Below are 16,270 nucleotides of genomic sequence, written 5' to 3'. Positions count from 1 at the left end.
CCAGCGTTGAGCAGCGCCAGCGAGTGGCACCGGAGAGACAGATCATGGCTGTGAAATTTGCAGGAACGATGAACGCGATCAACCGCGGCCTCGATTCGACCAAGCCCGCCAAGGGCGCGGACATCGTCGAGGATTGGGAGGCCGCACTGGCCGATATCGATACGCCCGGCGCAAAGGGCATCCTTCGCGACCTCACGTCGCTGCGCAAGCAGCTCGAAAAGGGTGAGCCCGACGCGGATCGCATCCATACGCTGCTCCACCGTCTGGGCACCGCGACGACCAAGATCGCCGAAAAGGCGGACAAGTCGCAGGACAAGCTGAAGGCGCTCGGCGAAGCGCTGACCGAAGCCGGCGAGGACACGCCGGACGAAGACGAGGACGTCGAGGCGGCAGCCAACCCGAAGCGCGCGCGCAAGAAGGGCTGACGCACGAACGGGCCGGATCACTCCGGCCCGTTCTATTTCGTGTCCACCGACCCGGCCGATCCCCGGCCCCGTCTGTTCTGGCGGCAGCCGCATCCGTCGGAAACTCGGCCGGTCACGTTACCGGCGGATCAGCCCGATCGCCTCAGCGTAACGGCTGATCGCGGCTCGCAAGCAGGCTCGTCGGAACGACCGGGCGCGCAGGGTTGGCGCCGATTTCCGCCACGAGGGCATCGAGCGCGGTCGCGCGTGACTTGGACGATGCATGTGTTCGACTCCGGAAAAGCCCGCCATCGACGTCGCCGCCCTTCGTACGCCAGAATTGCGGCGCGGATCGCGGATCATAGCCGGCATTGGCCAGCAGATAGACGCCAAGCCGGTCGGCTTCGTCCTCGGTCTGGCGGATCAGACGGCCGTTGCGCCCAAGCTCGGCGGTCAGCCCGCGGCTGACCTTGGCCGCGTCGAGCCTGTCGCGGTGCCGCAGGATGTTGTGCGCGAGTTCGTGCGCGACGACGACCGCGATCTCCGCATCGCTATAGCCTTCGAAGAATCGCTCGCCGATCTGGACGACCGCGCCGTCCGCACTCGCACCCAGACCGCTCCCGAGCAGGATCTCGAACCGCGATCGACAGCCGGGCTCGGCGGGCACCGCCACCGTCAGTGGCTTGCCGCCCCGCAGCAACATCACCGGCACGGGACGACCAGTCGGGAGCGCCGCGACGATCGCCTCGGCCGCATCGCGATCCGCCGGCGTCTCGGTCCCCTGCGCGGCGCCGATCGCCGGAAGCTTCCTGTCCCCCAGCGCGACGATCGAATCGCCTGCCGCGATCCCGGCCCGCGCCGCCGGGCCACCCGGGACGACCGCCTCGACCGCGACCAGCGTCTCGAACCCGAAGACCGCCATCGCATTCGGCCGCGCGTCGGTGCCATATTGGTTGAGCGCATGGATCGGCATGCCAAGCTGTGGCTGTCGCCGGTCGCACAGCGCGACGTTGGCGGACGTCAGCCGGTATCCGATCGTCGCCAGTCGCAGGTCGGCCGCGCGCAAGGCCTCGAAAAACGCCTTGGGTGGCGGCGACTCGGCGGCTGGCGGCGTTGCGGGCGCCATTGCGGACACCGGGCCGATGATCGCCGCACCGAGCAGCGCGGGAAGCAGACGCAGGATAGAAGACATGACCGCCTCCCTACCGCGCTTGGCGGTCGACGCCACCCATCTTGTGCCCGCCCGGCGACCGGCGACCCAAACTGGCGCAGTCGGAGAACCGAGCGGTTCAGCGTGCGTTGTGACCGCTGCGGTAACGCCCTATGGCCCGTCGCAACGGATAGCTATTTTATGATCATGAAGTTTTTTCGGTCCAAGGACACCCGGCCCGCCGGCCGTGGGCCCAAGTCGACGATACCGGACGGCCAGCGTGTCTATGCCGTCGGCGACATCCATGGCTGCGCGGATCTGCTCGACGATCTGATCGCGCAGATCGAAGCGGACGATGCCGTGCGTGGTCCGGCGGAGACGACGGTCATCTTCCTCGGTGACATCGTCGATCGCGGCCCTGCTTCGGCCGGCGTGATCGATCGCCTCATCGCGCTGTCTGATTCCCGGCCGAATGTCCGGTTCCTGCTCGGCAATCACGAGGAAATCTTCCTCGGTGCGCTCGACGGCGAACCCAAGGCGCTGCGGTTGTTCTGTCGAATCGGCGGGCGGGAGACCGTGCTGAGCTACGGGATGGACGCGGCGGAATATGAGCGGCTCGACTATGAAGAGCTCGTCGAACGGCTCGGCCAGCTTGTTCCGGCGAGGCACCGGACCTTTCTCGACGCGTTCGAGGACCTGATCACGATCGGCGACTATGCGTTCGTCCACGCCGGCGTCCGGCCCGGAACGCCGCTCGAGGATCAGCGGTCGTCCGACCTTCGCTGGATCCGCGATCCGTTTCTCGACCATCGCGGTCCGCTCGCCAAGATGATCGTGCATGGCCACACCGTCACCGAAGCCGTCGATCCGAAGGCCCACCGAATCGGAATAGACACGGGCGCCTATGCGACCGGACGTCTGACGGCGCTGGGTCTTGAGGGCGACCAGACCTGGCTCCTTCAGACCGGTTCCGCGATCACCTCGTCGGGAAACACGGCCGATCTCTGAATTCGCCTATTCTTTCTTTACCCGCATTGGCTATACATAGGTTGCGACGACGGCGTGTTGCCTTGTCGCAACAGTGTGGAGCGCTTCCACACCGTTTTGCATACTCAGTTGCCTCAGGCGGGCTTTCATGCCATTGCCTGACGCGACGAGCACAAAGGGAGTTCATCATGCGTCTTGGGAAGTACATCCTGACCGCAGCAGCAGCCACGATGGCAGTTGCTCCGGCCATGGCAGCACCGGCAAATTCGGCAGCTAGCCTTTCGGTTTCGAAGTCGGTTCGCACCGGTTCGGCATCGGCAAAGAAGAACGAGCTGGCAGGCGGCGGCATCATCGTCGCAGTCCTGGCAGCTGCAGCAGTTGTCGCGGGCATCGTGATCGTTGCCGACAGCGATGATAATTCGGACAGCAACTAAGCCTAGGCTTGGTTACTAAGGAATAGCGGCCTTCGGGCCGCTATTTTTTTGTCTGCTGTAGATCGGGCAGACGATCACAGTGAAGGCCCAGGCGCTTCGCCATGCGAGCCGGCAACGGCGAATACCGCCCCCCCCTATCACGTCGATGCTCGGACATCCGTGACGCGGCGCGCTCAGAACAGCCGCACGCGATTGCCGCCACCCCGCAGACATCGGCAACCCCGTAGATCGCCGGCAAACCGCATCGTCATCCGCGTTACCAGGGCCCAAACGACGATCGGCCCGGGCCGACGCCGCAGCGCCGGCCCGAGCCGATCGAATCACACCATCATCGAGCGTGGGGCAGCGCGGACCGCCGCCCCGTCGTGTCGATCAGCGCGGCTGCGGAGCCGGAGCGCCGCCGCCTGGCATGCCGGCGCCGGGAGCACCCTGCATCTGCATTTGCATCTGCTGCTGCGCCTGCATCTGCTGCACGACGCTCTGCGGCAGGAAGTCGAGCAGTTCGACGTCGAAGATCAGCGTCGAATTGGCGGGGATCGGGCCGCTCGCCTTGTCGCCATATCCAAGCGACGGCTTCAGCCAGAAGCGGTATTTCGAGCCCTTCGGCATCAGCTTGAGCGCTTCGGAAAAACCGGGAACGACGCCCGTGACGGGCAGCGGGGTCGGCTGCTGCGACTTGTCGAAGGTCGTGCCGTTGAGCAGCTTGCCTTCGTAATTCACCAGCGCGACGTCGGCATCGGTGGGCTTTGCCGCACCGGGCTTGCCCGCGGTCAGCACCTTGTACTGAAGGCCCGACGCGGTCGTGACGACGCCCTTTGCACGGGCGTTGCGCGTCAGCGGGTCGTCACCCTGACGGGCTAGCGCGACGGCACCGATAAGGGCGAGTGCGATACCGAGCCAGAGATAGACGAGATAGCTGCGCTTCACCGGCTGCAGCGGTACGGCGGTGACGGTCGACATCGGATGACCCCGGGTCTTCTGGTCACGCCCGGACGTCGTGCGTGCCGTGAATGAAACGATGCGGGGCGACCAATGCCGCCCCGTGAAGCCCCGACCCTATCTGAGGGCCGGGCAATACGTCTGGCCGGTCTTACCGTGCGCCGTCACGCTCGGCGCGCTTGCGCTCGAGCTTGCGCGAACGACGGATGGCAGCAGCACGCTCGCGCGCACGCTTTTCCGACGGCTTCTCGTAGTGGCGGCGCAACTTCATCTCGCGATACACGCCTTCGCGCTGCAGCTTCTTCTTGAGCGCGCGAAGGGCCTGGTCGACGTTGTTGTCGCGGACGATGATTTGCATAAACCCGTTAAGCTCCGGTCGAATAGATACGAATAGATAGCGCCGTCGCGAACAAGTCCGCGCCGCATGAACGGGAGCCCCTAACAGCGTGTGCCGCGGGTTTCAAGCCAAACCACCATATGCGCCGACCCGGCTGGCGGGTTTGCGACACCGCAGGGCCAAGGCTAAGAGCCGATGATGACCAGCCCCGCCCAGCCTTCTGCCCAGCGCCCCGAGAAGCACGCCATCGAGCGCGCCGACGAAACCGCCATGCCGCTCACGCTTTACAACAGCCTGACGCGGCAGTTCGAGCGATTCGCGCCGATCGATCCGGCCAATGTCGGCATCTATTCGTGCGGGCCGACGGTCTACAACTATGCGCATATCGGCAATCTTCGGGCCTATGTCTTCACCGATACGCTGTCGCGCGTGCTGTCGTGGAAAGGATACAGCCTCACGCACATCATCAACATCACCGATGTCGGCCACCTGACATCCGATGCGGATCTGGGCGATGACAAGATGGAGGCGGCCGCGCGGGCCACGGGTCAGGACATCTGGGCGATCGCGCGCCACTATACCGAGGCGTTCAAGCGCAACCTCGTCGATCTGCACATCCGTACGCCGACCCGATTCCCGCTCGCGACCGATCATATCGCCGAGATGATCGCCTTCGCCGAAGCGATCGAGGCCCGGCATTGCTACCGGCTCGCCGACGGGCTTTATTTCGATACCGCCACGGTGCCCGACTATGGCCGGCTGGCGCGGTCGCAGGACGATGCCGGCGAAAGCCGGATCGACCCCGTCGAGGGCAAGCGCCACCCGCAGGATTTTGCGATCTGGCGTACCTCGAACGCCGGCGAGAACCGCCAGATGGAATGGGATTCGCCATGGGGCCGCGGCGCGCCGGGCTGGCATCTCGAATGCTCGGTGATGAGCAAACAGTATCTCGGCGAGCGGTTCGACATCCATACCGGCGGGATTGACCACCGCGAGATCCACCATCCCAACGAGATCGCGCAGAACCAGGCGCATTGCGGATGCGCGGATACCGGCGCAACGCTCTGGATGCACAACAACTTCCTGGTCGAACGATCGGGCAAGATGTCGAAATCGGGTGGTCAGTTCACCACGCTCCAGACGCTGGTCGATCGCGGCTTCCACCCGCTCGCCTATCGCCTGATGTGCCTGCAGGCGCAGTATCGCAGCGAGCTCGAATTCTCGTGGGACAACCTTGTCGCCGCGACGACGCGACTGAAGCGGCTCGCGCTGACGGTGCAGACGCTGCGCGATCGCGCCGCGACGTCCACGGCCGCGCCGGCCGACGCGCGGGTCGACGCGCGGCTTCAGGACTATCGGTCGCGGCTCGATGCGGCGATATCCGACGATCTCGCGACGCCGCGCGCGCTGCCGATCCTCGACGAACTGCTCGCTGACAAGCGCCTGTCGCCCGCGGATCTGCTGATCGCGCTTGCGGATTTCGATGCGGTGCTCGGCCTCGATCTCGCGACGATTCGCCGCGAGGATCTGCGCGTCCGGCCGGCAGCGGCGACGATCGACGCGCAAGACGTCAGCGATCGCCTTGCCGAACGTCGCGCCGCGCGGGCGGCAAAGGATTTTCCCCGATCGGACGCGATCCGCGACTCGCTGATCGCCGACGGGGTGGAGGTGATGGACGGCGACCCGATCGAATGGGACTGGCGGCTGGCCTGAATTCGCCACGATCCGCGCCGGAGCGGCCGGGATCGCTGTTGGGCGCGCGCCGGTAACGCGCTAGGTCTGGCCGGATGAAAGCCGTCCTCCCCGCCGCCGCCCGCCCGCTGCTCGAGTCGCATCTCCCGTCCGATCTCGCGGTGACGTGGTTCTCCAGGCCGGACGAGGCGATGACGGGAATCGCCGATGCGGACATCGCGTGGGTCGATATGCAGCCCACCCAGCTCGTCGCCGACGCGATCCGCGCATCCGGCGCACAGCTCAAATGGGTGTCGACGATCTACGCCGGTCTCGACGCCTTCCCGCTCGACGTAATCCGCGAGCGCGGTGCGATCCTGACCAACGGCGCGGGCATCAACGCCGTCACGGTCGCCGAATATGCGGTGATGGGGGTCCTCGTCGCCGCCAAGCGCTTCGACACCGTCGTGCGCGCGCAGGATCGGCGCGACTGGCTGAAGGACGCGCCCGGCAAGGTCGAGCTGGCGGACACCAGCGCGCTCGTCATCGGCTACGGCACGATCGGCAGGATGATCGGCGAGCGACTCGCAGCCTTCGGCGTAGCGGTGACGGGGGTGACGCGTACCGGCCGCGACGGCACGATCACGCCCGATGCGTGGCGTGCACGGCTTGGCGACTATGACTGGATCATCCTCGCCGCACCGTCGACCGGCGATACCAAGGCGCTGATCGGCGCGAACGAGATCGCGGCGTTCCGGAAAGGCGCCTGGCTGATCAATATCGCGCGCGGCGACATGATCGACGACGACGCACTGCTCGCAGCGCTCGAAGCCGGGACGATCGGCGGCGCGTTTCTCGACCCGACGCATCCCGAGCCGCTTCCCGCCGACCATCCGCTCTGGTCCGCGCCGAACACCATTCTCACGATGCATCTGTCCGGCCGCAGCCAGACGACGATGTTCAAGCGCGGCGCAGCCTTGTTCCTGGAAAACCTGGCGGCGTTCCGCGCCGGTGCACCTATGACGAACGTCGCCGATCTACAGGCGGGCTATTAGGCCATTTGCGGCACACGGCGCAGGCCCGTTGCCGTATCGACGATCAGCTGCCCGCGACGCGGTTGCTCGACCGGTTATAGTCCTTGATACCCCGCCGCCGCAGGTTGACGCGACGCCGACGTTTGGCAGCGATGATCAGCACCGGCACGCCGACGAGCACGCCAGCGCCGATGATCGACAACGCAATGATGATACGCATTGGGATATCCATCGGAACGGCATGCCAAATTCGCGCGAAAAATAGAACCCCTCTCCTGACCCATATCTGTCATTATCCCGCTTCAGAATGCTGCGAATTCCGCAGCGCCTCAACCGAGCCGCGATGAACGGAACCGGCGCGATGCGATTTGGCCGCAAACGCGCGGTGCGGACGCGGCTGCCACCACCCGATAGCTTTACTTCGTTGCGCAAAAACGCGTTTTGGCGCATGGCCGCGCCTCGAATTCATCAATCGGACGAACAATTATGGCCGCGAACTGGGCCCCCGACAGCTGGACCACGCACGAAGCCCGTCAGCTTCCGCTCTACCCCGACGCCAACTCACTCGACGCGGCGACGGCGCAACTCGCGACCTTCCCCCCGCTCGTCTTCGCCGGCGAAGCGCGCAACCTCACGGCGAGCCTCGCCGACGTCGCGGCGGGCAAGGCGTTCCTGTTGCAGGGCGGCGACTGCGCCGAAAGTTTCGCCGAGCACAGCGCGAACAACATCCGCGACACGTTTCGCGTCATCCTCCAGATGGCGGTGGTGCTGACCTTCGCCTCGAAGCTGCCCGTGGTGAAGCTCGGCCGCATGGCGGGCCAGTTCGCCAAGCCCCGCTCCGCCAATACCGAGACGATTGGAGGCGTGGAACTGCCGAGCTATCGCGGCGACAACGTCAACGACATCGCGTTCACGCCCGAATCGCGCATGCCCGATCCGCAGCGGATGATCCGCGCCTATTCGCAGTCCGCCGCCACGCTCAATCTGCTGCGTGCGTTCGCGCAGGGCGGCTATGCCAATCTTCACCAGGTGCATCGCTGGACGCACGACTTCATGGGCCGCAGCCCGTGGTCGAAGAAATATGCCGAGACCGCCGACCGGATCGGCGAGGCGCTCGAGTTCATGGCGGCGTGCGGAATCGATCCCGAGACCGTGCCGCAGCTCGCTCAGACCAATTTCTACACCAGCCACGAAGCACTGCTGCTGCAATATGAGCAGGCCCTGACGCGGCAGGATTCACTGACCGGCGACTGGTACGACACCAGCGCGCATTTCCTGTGGATCGGCGACCGGACGCGGTTCGAGGGCTCGAGCCATGTCGAATATCTGCGCGGCATCGGCAACCCGATCGGCATCAAGTGCGGGCCCAGCCTCGAGCCCGACGCGCTGCTGCGGATGCTCGACACGCTCAACCCGGGTCGCATCCCCGGTCGCATGACGCTGATCACGCGCTACGGCTACGACACGATCGAAGCCGCGCTGCCCCGCCTGGTGCGCGCCGTGACGCGCGCAGGCCATCCGGTGGTGTGGTCGTGCGACCCGATGCACGGCAACGTCGTCAAGGCCGCCAACGGCTACAAGACGCGGCCGTTCGAGCGCATCCTTGCCGAGGTCCGCGGCTTCTTCGCCGTGCACCGCGCCGAGGGCACGCATGCCGGCGGCATTCATATCGAGATGACCGGGCAGAACGTTACCGAATGCACCGGCGGCGCGGTCGACGTGACCGAACAGAGCCTTGCGGATCGCTACCACACGCATTGTGACCCGCGACTCAACGCCAGCCAGAGCCTCGAGATGGCGTTCCTCCTCGCCGAGATGCTCAACGCGGAGATGGCGGAGCGCAAGAAGGTCGCGGCCTGACGATCCCGGTTGCCCCATCTGTTCGTACCGCGCGCCCGGTGGCCGCGGGATGCGTGGATGGGGCAACCGAGCGGTATCACTGCGGGATCAGCGGTCTTCACCCCGATCCCGCCCAAAACGACGTCCCATCCGCGATTTACGCATCAAGTCGCTTGACGCCCGCCCGCCCCTTTCGTAGGAGCGCGCCTCGACTACACGGCCCCTTCGTCTAGCGGTTAGGACGACGCCCTCTCACGGCGTAAGCACGAGTTCGATTCTCGTAGGGGTCACCAGTCTTTTCAACGACTTACAGACCAGTAAATTACGTTACCCCCTTAACTTGGGTAATGAGTGGCCAATATACGTCTTCGCACAGGCTGGAACCGTCTGGGACAGACTCGGACGCTATTACTTTGACAGGGCCCGCGCACCAACCATAGCTTTCCCTGGGGAGCATGATGGATGGCAACTGTTGGGAGATCGTATCAGGACGATCAGGTCCGAAGCCATGAGCTGGCTAAGAGCCGATTTTGGGGTACGCTTCTCGCTCAGGTTGGCCGGGCTGGAGCGGCCGCTATTGCGGCGGACGATTGGGATCGAGACGACAACATCCGACGCGGTCTCGACGTCGTGGAGACCGCAGCGCGAGCCGTGAACCCGAACTGGTGGGATTGTGATGACAAGCAATCCGTCGTCGGTTGGAATCATCAGTCGCGACCAACGCTTGCGGGCAAGAAGCACGCTGAGCCTTACATCATCCGCCTCGACGTCGAAGAAGCGGCCGCCAAGTATCTCGCACTCCCCTATCGGGTCGATGGCCTCGATCGGTTGCTGACGGACATGCTGATGGCAGCGGAGATGTTCGCCTTCGCAGACGAGATGCAACCCCAGTTGAAGCAAAAACTACCGACGGTGCTGTCTTGGCTTTGGAACAACCTCAAGTCACTGGTGATCGGGCTGTCGATAGCGGGTGGCCTTGCCTGGCTGGCGCCTGACTCCACCGTTGCGCTTTGGATCGCTGGCATCGTAGCTGGCGTTACAGTCCTCAGCGTCGGCTTCTCGCTCGTCGTGTTCCCGTTTGCTTACCCCGGGGTTCGGGCGCAGCGGCAGAGATTTCACGCGACTGTCATGGCGATGGCGGACGCCTACACTGCGCTGGGTGGGTCGCCAGCGTCGGTCTCTCACATCAGGAAGCTCGTGGATCGTGCTGCTGACGAGGGGGTTGTCTGGCCTGCTCCGTTGATGGTGTTGCTAGACGACATCGCTGATCGACGAAAGGCAATCTAACTATGGATCAGCGTGGCCCCCGACAGATTTGCGCGTTTTTTCAAGCATTGTCGCAAAAACCGACTCGCGATACCCCTTACCACGACCATGCGGATGTAAGTTGATCCACGCAACCTTCAGCATATAGAGCACGCAAGAAGGGCATCCCCAAACGAGAGGCACTTCATCGGTGGCCCCGTGGTGCTGCGGAGTTCGCCTCTCCGTTTCCAAGGCACGATATAGAGTGGATCGTCCCAGCTCAACACTATGGCGGACCAATGATGCTTCTCGACCGAACCGACAGCCCGCTAATTGCGCCGGAGCCCGCTAATCGCGCCGGAGGCCGCTCATCGACTGAACAACGACAATGTAATCAAAATTGAACGCGCCTCGCAGCCCTTTGGGCATGCGCGTAAATGGTCGGGAAGAGAGGATTCGAACCTCCGGCCCCTGCCTCCCGAAGACAGTGCTCTACCAGGCTGAGCTACTCCCCGACGGAGTCCGGCGCGGGGCCCTGCGGGGCCCGGCCGGTGACTGGAGGGGCGCGTATAGCCAGCCGTTTCGGGCTATGCAAGCGGGTCCCGAACGATCTTCGCGTAAGTTTTCCGAACCGCGCGAAAAGACCGCAGTCGCGCGCATACCGCCCGCAGGGACCGTCATGATGACATCGATGGAGAATGGTGCACCCAGAGCGATTCGAACGCCCGACCCTCAGATTCGTAGTCTGATGCTCTATCCAGCTGAGCTATGGGTGCACTGGAGGGGCGCTGATAGCAGGCATTTTTCGCGGCGCAAGAGTGCTTGGCGATAAAGTTGTGCGGCGCGTGCCGTCGGCATACAGCGAACGGCATGAAACACGACCGCGCCGCCCGCCCTCTTCCCTCCGACGCCATCACGCGCCGCCCCATCCCCGCGACCGGAGCCGCGCTGCTCGCGGCGATGCTGCTTGCCACCGCCGCGTGCAGCAAGGACACGACCGTTTATCCTTCGCTCGGCATTCGTCCCGCCGAAAGCATCGGTTTTGCCGAGCCCGAGGTGAAGACGGTGGTCGCGAGGCCCGATCCCGCGCTCGATACCGACATCGCGCGCTACGAGGGTCGGCGCGTGGCTGTCGCTGCCGGGTTCGCCAAGGCGTCGGTGAGCGCGGAGCGAACGGCGCGCGCGGCCCGCGGCCAGCCGGTCGGAAGCGAGGCGTGGCTTACCGCACAGACCGATCTTGCGCAGCTCGACGACTGGCGCGCGCAGGCGTCGCTGCTCGTCACCGACATCGAACGGCGCGCGACGGATCGCGCCGTCAAGCTCGAGGCGGCCTATCCCGCGCTCGATGCTGTCCGCGAGCGCACGCAGGCTGATTCGGACCGGATCGGCGAGACGATCGGGCGTATCCAGGCGACGCTGCCCGCCGCCTGACCCGGTTTCGTGAGACTTACCAGAGGCCTTTGAGCAACGGCAGGATCGTCGAATAGTCGTCGGTCCATGGTGTCGTCCCGGCCTTCGCGACGATTGGCGTCCAGTCCGGGTTGGCAGTCGTCAGCGTGTCGATGACGTGCGGATCCCGCGAGAGCGCGATCCAGTCCGATGGCGACGCACGGTCACTCTCGTTCGGGGATGGCCGGTACAGCAGGTGTGTCGCGGTCCAGCCGCCCTCCCGCGCCGCGGCTGCGACCACGGGCTGCAGGTCGAGATAGCGGTTCGAGATATGGACGAGGAGCAGCCCGCGGGGCGACAGCACGCGGCCATAGGTCGCGAACGCCTCGCGCGTCATGAGGTGCATCGGCACGGTGTCCGAGGAGAAGGCGTCGAGCGCGAGCAGGTCGAGGCTCGACGAGCGCTCGCCCGCGAGCACGATACGCGCATCGCCGATCCGGATGCTGGGTTTCGGAAGGCACTGCGACAGGTAGGTGAACTGTCCCGTATCGCGCGCGATCCGCACGACCGCCGGATCGATCTCGTAGAACCGCCATGCCTGCCCGGGCCTGGCATAACAGGACAAGGTCCCCGTCCCCAGCCCGACGACACCGACGCGCGCGCGCGGTCCGTACAGCGCCGGGAGCGCCTGCATCGCCTGGCCGATCCCGGAATTTGCGACATAATAGGTGGTCGGCGTCCGTTCGCGCGCGGGAGATCCGCGTAGCTGCAACCCGTGCACGGTGGTCCCGTGATCGAGTTCGCGGACCGCGCCGTCGCCGCGGACGGTGTACACGCCGAAATAGCTCCGCTCGCGCGCGCCGCTCTCGGCGCTCAGCTGCAACGCGCGATATCCGCCGAACATCACCAGCGTGCTCGCGAGCACGATCGCATAGGGCAGCCGCGCCCCCAGCGTCGCAAGCCCGATCGCCGCGATCAGCAGGAACGCCGCCCCCTGGTGCTGGTCGCCGATGATGCCATCGGGATTCGATATCCGCATTCCTGCCGCGACCGCGAGGATCACGACGATCACGCCCAGCGCGACGAGCCGGCGCGTGGAATCGCCGACCCAGAGTGACCGGAACGTCGCGGTCAGGTACATCTGAGGCACCAGCACGCCTGCCGCCAGGATCAGCAACGGATATTCATAGGTCCAGTCGAAGATCACCGGTGCGAGCAATGCCGCGAAGACGCCGCCGAGCACGCCGCCCACCGACATGGCGAGATAGAAGCCCGTCAGGCGGTCGGCCGCCGGTCGACGCCGGTACATCGCCGTATGCAACGCGACCGACACCATGAACAGCAGCGTCAGTGCGATCCCCGCGCTGAACAGCGGTTTGTCGTTGAACCCGCCCATGATGATGCCGCCGAACAGCAGGATCGTCACCGGCGCGATCCGGGTCAGCAGATCGGCCAGCGTGCGGTCCTGCGCGAAGGCGATCGAGAAGCTCAGAAGATACAGCCCGAGCGGCAGCACCCAGAGCAGCGGCATCGCGACGATATCGGTGGTGATATAGGTCGAGGTCGCAAGCATCAGCCCCGACGGGACGAGCGCCAGCGCGATCCAGTGCAGGATCTGCATCCGTCCGGGCGCGGGGCTGCTAGCGGCGACGTGCTCCGCGGTTGCGGTCCGCGGCAACCGCGTCGCGCAGACGGCGACCAGCACCGCCAGCGCGGCATAACCGATACTCCAGATCAGGCTCTGCCCGCGGATCGCGAACAACGGCTCCACCAGCAGGGGATAGGCGATGAGACCCGCAAAGCTGCCTAGGTTGGAGGCGGCGTACAACGCATAGGGATCCGCCCCGCCGCTCGACACGCTGAACCACCGCTGGATCAGCGGCGCCTGCGCCGATACCGCGAAGAACAGCGGCCCGATCGACAGGCCGAGCAGCCACGGCACCCAGACCGCGGGCTGCGCATCGGTTGGCAGGTCGAGCGCGAACAGCCCGATCGGCAGCCATAATGCGGCCACCGCCAGCACGCCCAGATGGATCGCCGCCTGTGCGCGCGGTTTCACCCGGCCGAGCCAATGCGCATAGGCATAGCCGCCGAGCAGCAGGGCTTGATAGACGAGCATCGCCGAATTCCACACCGCCGGGGCTCCCCCGAGCCGCGGCAACGCCATCCGCGCCACCATCGGCTGCACGAGGAACAGCAGGAACGACCCGGCGAGAATCGTCAGCACGAACAGGGTGCGGCACCACCGCGCCATCACGGGGGACTCAGGCATTGGCAGGTCGCTCGATACGATAGAGGATGTGGCGGCGAAGCGGATCGGATAGGCCGAGTTCCGGATGGTCGAAATCGCCGTCCTCGACGCGGTGCATGCCCAGACGCTGCATCAGCCCCCGGCTGCGGCTGTTCGCCGGCACCGTGATGGCGACGATATGGTCGACGGACAGGTTCGCCCAGCCCCAGTCGAGGCTCCTTGCGGCCGCGTCGCGGGCATAACCCTGTCCCCAGGCATGACGCGCAAGACGCCAGCCAATCTCGATCTCGCCTGCGATCGGCGGTTTGGCGGGAAGCAGTCCGCAGAAGCCGAGGAACATGCCGTCCGCTTTGCGCTCGACGGCCCAGAAACAGTGGCCGCAGGATTGCTGGCGCTCGACCATCCGGCCGATCGCGGCTTCAGCCTCCGCGCGCGTCGCCAGGCGGCCGAGATAGCGCATCACCTCGGCATCGCGCCCCATCGCGGCAAAGGGTTCGATATCGCCGTCACGCCACGACCGAAGGATCAGCCGGCCGGCGTCCAGCCGAAACTCACCCATTCAGCAGCTTTGCCGCGTGTGCCGCATGATAGGTCAGCACGCCCGAGCATCCCGCGCGCTTGAACGCCATCAGCGTCTCGAGCACCAGCGCGTCGCGGTCGCCCGCGCCGGCTGCGGCCGACGCCTCGATCATCGCATATTCGCCCGACACCTGATAGGCGAAGACCGGCACCTCGAACGCCTGACGGACGCGGACGATGATGTCGAGATAGGGCAGGCCCGGCTTGACCATCACCGTATCGGCGCCCTCGGCGAGATCCATCGCGACCTCGCGCAGCGCCTCCTCCGCATTGGCGTTATCCATCTGGTACGTCTTCTTGTCGCCCTTCAGCAGCCCGCGGCTGCCGACCGCATCGCGGAACGGGCCGTAAAAGGCGCTCGCATATTTGGCGGCATAGGACATGATCTGGACGTTGTGATGCGACTCCGCCTCGAGCGCGGTGCGGATCATGCCGATCCGGCCGTCCATCATGTCGCTCGGCGCGATGATGTCCGCGCCCGCCGCCGCCTGGTTCAGCGCCTGCGCGACCAGCATCTCCGCGGTCGTGTCGTTGACGACATAGCCCGCCGCATCGACCAGCCCGTCATGGCCGTGGCTGGTATAGGGGTCGAGCGCGACATCGGTCAGCACACCGATCTCCGGAACCGCATCCTTCAGCGCGCGGATCGCCTGGCACATCAGATTGTCGGGGTTAAGCGCCTCGCGGCCGTCCTCGGTCCGCCGTTCGGGCTGTGTATACGGGAACAATGCGACACAGGGGATGCCGAGGTCGCGCGCTTCGCGACCGCGTGCGACGATCTGATCGACCGACCAGCGCGAGACGCCGGGCAGGCTGGCGATAGGCTGTTCGACACCCTCCCCCTCGACGACGAACAGCGGCCAGATCAGGTCGGCCGGGGTGAGTACGGTTTCGGCATGCAGGCGCCGGCTCCAGCCGGTCGAACGCGTGCGGCGAAGGCGAAGCGCGGGATAGCTTGCGGACATGCGAAGGGCTTTGCGGGATGGCAGGAAGCGAGGCAAGCGCGGGGTTCACGCACGAAGAATTTTCCGGCGAAGCGTTACGGGTGCGAAACCGCGTTCCGTGCGTTGTGCGCTCGATGACCACCGCCCCATCCGATCCCGCCCCGATCAAGTCGGCTGCCCTCGTCGTGAACGCGAAGTCGCGCAAGGGGCAGAAGATGTTCAAGCGCGCGTGCGCGAGCATGTCCGGTCTGCCCTTTCCGGTCGATGCGCATGCGGTCGACGATCCCGATGATCTGGAGCAGACCGTCAGGACCGCGCTTGCCAAAAAGCCCGATCTGCTGATTCTGGGCGGCGGCGACGGCACGATCAGCGGGCTGGTCGATCTGATGGTTGGTCATGACGTGATTCTCGGCGTGCTCCCGCTCGGCACCGCGAACAGCTTTGCGCGTACGCTCGGCATCCCGCTGACGGTTGAAGGCGCGGTCGACGTCATCCGGACGGGGGCGCCGCGGCGCATCGATCTCGGGATGATCGACGGCGACTATTTCGCCAACTGCGCGGCGATGGGGATCAGCCCGAAGATCGCCGAAACCGTCCCCCACGGCTTGAAGAAGATCCTCGGTAGGGTGGGGTATCTCGGCTGGGCGGCGTATCAGTTCGCGCGCTTCCGGCCCTTCACGCTGATCGTCGGCGAGGGTGACGACGCGGTGCGCATGCGCGTCGTCGAGGTCCGTATCTCCAATGGTCCGTTCCACGGCGGTACCGAACTCGTCGATGCCGCCGCGGTCGATTCGGGCGAGATCGTCGTCCAGGCGGTGATGGGGCATGTGAAACGCCGGCTCGTGATGAACTGGCTCGCCAGCGTCTTCCGCCACGAGTCGCGCCATGAAAAGGTCCGTGACTTTCGCGGCAAGAGCCTGAAGATCACGACGATACCCAAGCTGCCCATCTCGATCGACGGCGAGGTGCTGGCAAAGACACCCGTGACCGCGAAGGTTGCCGCGGGGATCATCCGCGTGATGGCGCCGGTTTCCGTTCCGCCGGAGCGCTGATCAGACGCTTGGCGG

16 protein-coding genes, 3 tRNA genes and 1 pseudogene are annotated in these 16,270 nt (G+C 65.5%); 11 read left to right on the top strand and 9 right to left on the bottom strand.

What is annotated here, in order from left to right; all coding sequences use genetic code 11:
- Window positions 1–44 precede the first annotated feature (44 nt).
- Window positions 45–425, top strand: a complete 381-nt coding sequence (locus tag AC0CH3_RS06225) for a hypothetical protein (RefSeq protein ID WP_354302680.1) — start codon at window positions 45–47, stop codon at window positions 423–425.
- A 142-nt stretch (window positions 426–567) separates the two neighbouring features.
- Here AC0CH3_RS06225 and AC0CH3_RS06220 read toward each other — a convergent pair whose 3' ends face one another.
- Window positions 568–1,596: a M48 family metallopeptidase gene (locus AC0CH3_RS06220; RefSeq protein WP_354302678.1), complete on the bottom strand. Its 1,029-nt coding sequence runs from the start codon at window positions 1,594–1,596 to the stop codon at window positions 568–570.
- 165 nt (window positions 1,597–1,761) lie between these two features.
- Between AC0CH3_RS06220 and AC0CH3_RS06215 the strand changes: the two genes are divergently transcribed.
- Both AC0CH3_RS06215 and AC0CH3_RS06210 read left to right on the top strand, forming a co-directional pair.
- Window positions 1,762–2,562 carry a metallophosphoesterase family protein gene (locus AC0CH3_RS06215; RefSeq protein ID WP_354302676.1) on the top strand — a complete coding sequence of 267 codons (801 nt, stop codon included), beginning with the start codon at window positions 1,762–1,764 and terminating at the stop codon, window positions 2,560–2,562.
- Between the two features lie 167 nt (window positions 2,563–2,729).
- Entirely contained in the window at window positions 2,730–2,975 is a 246-nt protein-coding gene (locus AC0CH3_RS06210) for a hypothetical protein (RefSeq protein WP_056021748.1), read from the top strand.
- 372 nt (window positions 2,976–3,347) lie between these two features.
- Here AC0CH3_RS06210 and AC0CH3_RS06205 read toward each other — a convergent pair whose 3' ends face one another.
- Both AC0CH3_RS06205 and rpsU read right to left on the bottom strand, forming a co-directional pair.
- Window positions 3,348–3,935: an FKBP-type peptidyl-prolyl cis-trans isomerase gene (locus AC0CH3_RS06205; RefSeq protein WP_333996654.1), complete on the bottom strand. Its 588-nt coding sequence runs from the start codon at window positions 3,933–3,935 to the stop codon at window positions 3,348–3,350.
- A 130-nt stretch (window positions 3,936–4,065) separates the two neighbouring features.
- A complete protein-coding gene (gene rpsU / locus AC0CH3_RS06200; protein WP_031394635.1) occupies window positions 4,066–4,272 on the bottom strand; it encodes a 30S ribosomal protein S21 in 207 nt (68 codons plus the stop codon).
- Between the two features lie 249 nt (window positions 4,273–4,521).
- On the opposite strand from rpsU, the gene cysS reads away from it, so the two are divergent.
- Window positions 4,522–5,964 carry a cysteine--tRNA ligase gene (cysS, locus tag AC0CH3_RS06195; RefSeq protein WP_354302862.1) on the top strand — a complete coding sequence of 481 codons (1,443 nt, stop codon included), beginning with the start codon at window positions 4,522–4,524 and terminating at the stop codon, window positions 5,962–5,964.
- 74 nt (window positions 5,965–6,038) lie between these two features.
- Window positions 6,039–6,977: a D-2-hydroxyacid dehydrogenase gene (locus AC0CH3_RS06190; protein ID WP_354302673.1), complete on the top strand. Its 939-nt coding sequence runs from the start codon at window positions 6,039–6,041 to the stop codon at window positions 6,975–6,977.
- A gap of 43 nt (window positions 6,978–7,020) precedes the next feature.
- Here AC0CH3_RS06190 and AC0CH3_RS06185 read toward each other — a convergent pair whose 3' ends face one another.
- Window positions 7,021–7,176 (bottom strand): hypothetical protein, encoded by a 156-nt coding sequence (locus AC0CH3_RS06185; RefSeq protein ID WP_156350430.1) that lies wholly within the window; start codon window positions 7,174–7,176, stop codon window positions 7,021–7,023.
- A gap of 266 nt (window positions 7,177–7,442) precedes the next feature.
- Between AC0CH3_RS06185 and AC0CH3_RS06180 the strand changes: the two genes are divergently transcribed.
- The 4 genes and pseudogenes from AC0CH3_RS06180 to AC0CH3_RS06165 all read left to right on the top strand — a co-directional run.
- The gene (locus tag AC0CH3_RS06180) at window positions 7,443–8,816 is read left to right on the top strand and encodes a class II 3-deoxy-7-phosphoheptulonate synthase (protein ID WP_354302671.1); all 1,374 of its coding nucleotides are present in this window, start codon (window positions 7,443–7,445) and stop codon (window positions 8,814–8,816) included.
- Between the two features lie 197 nt (window positions 8,817–9,013).
- Window positions 9,014–9,088, top strand: a tRNA-Glu gene (locus AC0CH3_RS06175).
- A gap of 169 nt (window positions 9,089–9,257) precedes the next feature.
- Complete coding sequence (locus tag AC0CH3_RS06170) at window positions 9,258–10,082, top strand: hypothetical protein (protein ID WP_354302669.1); 825 nt, start codon at window positions 9,258–9,260, stop codon at window positions 10,080–10,082.
- 122 nt (window positions 10,083–10,204) lie between these two features.
- Window positions 10,205–10,444 (top strand): annotated as a pseudogene (locus AC0CH3_RS06165) (FRG domain-containing protein); the annotation flags it as partial.
- 34 nt (window positions 10,445–10,478) lie between these two features.
- Here AC0CH3_RS06165 and AC0CH3_RS06160 read toward each other — a convergent pair.
- Window positions 10,479–10,555, bottom strand: a tRNA-Pro gene (locus AC0CH3_RS06160).
- A gap of 184 nt (window positions 10,556–10,739) precedes the next feature.
- Window positions 10,740–10,816, bottom strand: a tRNA-Arg gene (locus AC0CH3_RS06155).
- A 94-nt stretch (window positions 10,817–10,910) separates the two neighbouring features.
- Here AC0CH3_RS06155 and AC0CH3_RS06150 point away from each other — a divergent pair.
- The gene (locus AC0CH3_RS06150) at window positions 10,911–11,471 is read left to right on the top strand and encodes a hypothetical protein (protein ID WP_354302667.1); all 561 of its coding nucleotides are present in this window, start codon (window positions 10,911–10,913) and stop codon (window positions 11,469–11,471) included.
- Window positions 11,472–11,487: 16 nt separating this feature from the next.
- On the opposite strand, the gene AC0CH3_RS06145 is transcribed toward AC0CH3_RS06150, so the two are convergent.
- From AC0CH3_RS06145 to hemB, 3 genes are read right to left on the bottom strand one after another with little or no spacing between them, the layout of a single operon-like run.
- The gene (locus AC0CH3_RS06145; RefSeq protein WP_465237702.1) at window positions 11,488–13,701 is read right to left on the bottom strand and encodes a spermidine synthase; all 2,214 of its coding nucleotides are present in this window, start codon (window positions 13,699–13,701) and stop codon (window positions 11,488–11,490) included.
- A complete protein-coding gene (locus AC0CH3_RS06140; protein ID WP_354302663.1) occupies window positions 13,694–14,239 on the bottom strand; it encodes a GNAT family N-acetyltransferase in 546 nt (181 codons plus the stop codon). Before AC0CH3_RS06140 ends, AC0CH3_RS06145 begins: the two co-directional genes overlap by 8 nt.
- The gene (gene hemB / locus AC0CH3_RS06135) at window positions 14,232–15,224 is read right to left on the bottom strand and encodes a porphobilinogen synthase (RefSeq protein ID WP_354302661.1); all 993 of its coding nucleotides are present in this window, start codon (window positions 15,222–15,224) and stop codon (window positions 14,232–14,234) included. The genes AC0CH3_RS06140 and hemB overlap by 8 nt, the downstream gene beginning before the upstream one ends.
- 113 nt (window positions 15,225–15,337) lie before the next feature.
- On the opposite strand from hemB, the gene AC0CH3_RS06130 reads away from it, so the two are divergent.
- Window positions 15,338–16,255 carry a diacylglycerol/lipid kinase family protein gene (locus AC0CH3_RS06130; RefSeq protein WP_056021725.1) on the top strand — a complete coding sequence of 306 codons (918 nt, stop codon included), beginning with the start codon at window positions 15,338–15,340 and terminating at the stop codon, window positions 16,253–16,255.
- Window positions 16,256–16,270: the final 15 nt, after the last annotated feature.

It is taken from the genome of Sphingomonas sp. AC449 (genome assembly GCF_979253475.1).
The sequence above is the reverse complement of the archived record's forward strand: the minus strand, read 5'-3'. Positions and strand labels throughout refer to the sequence as shown.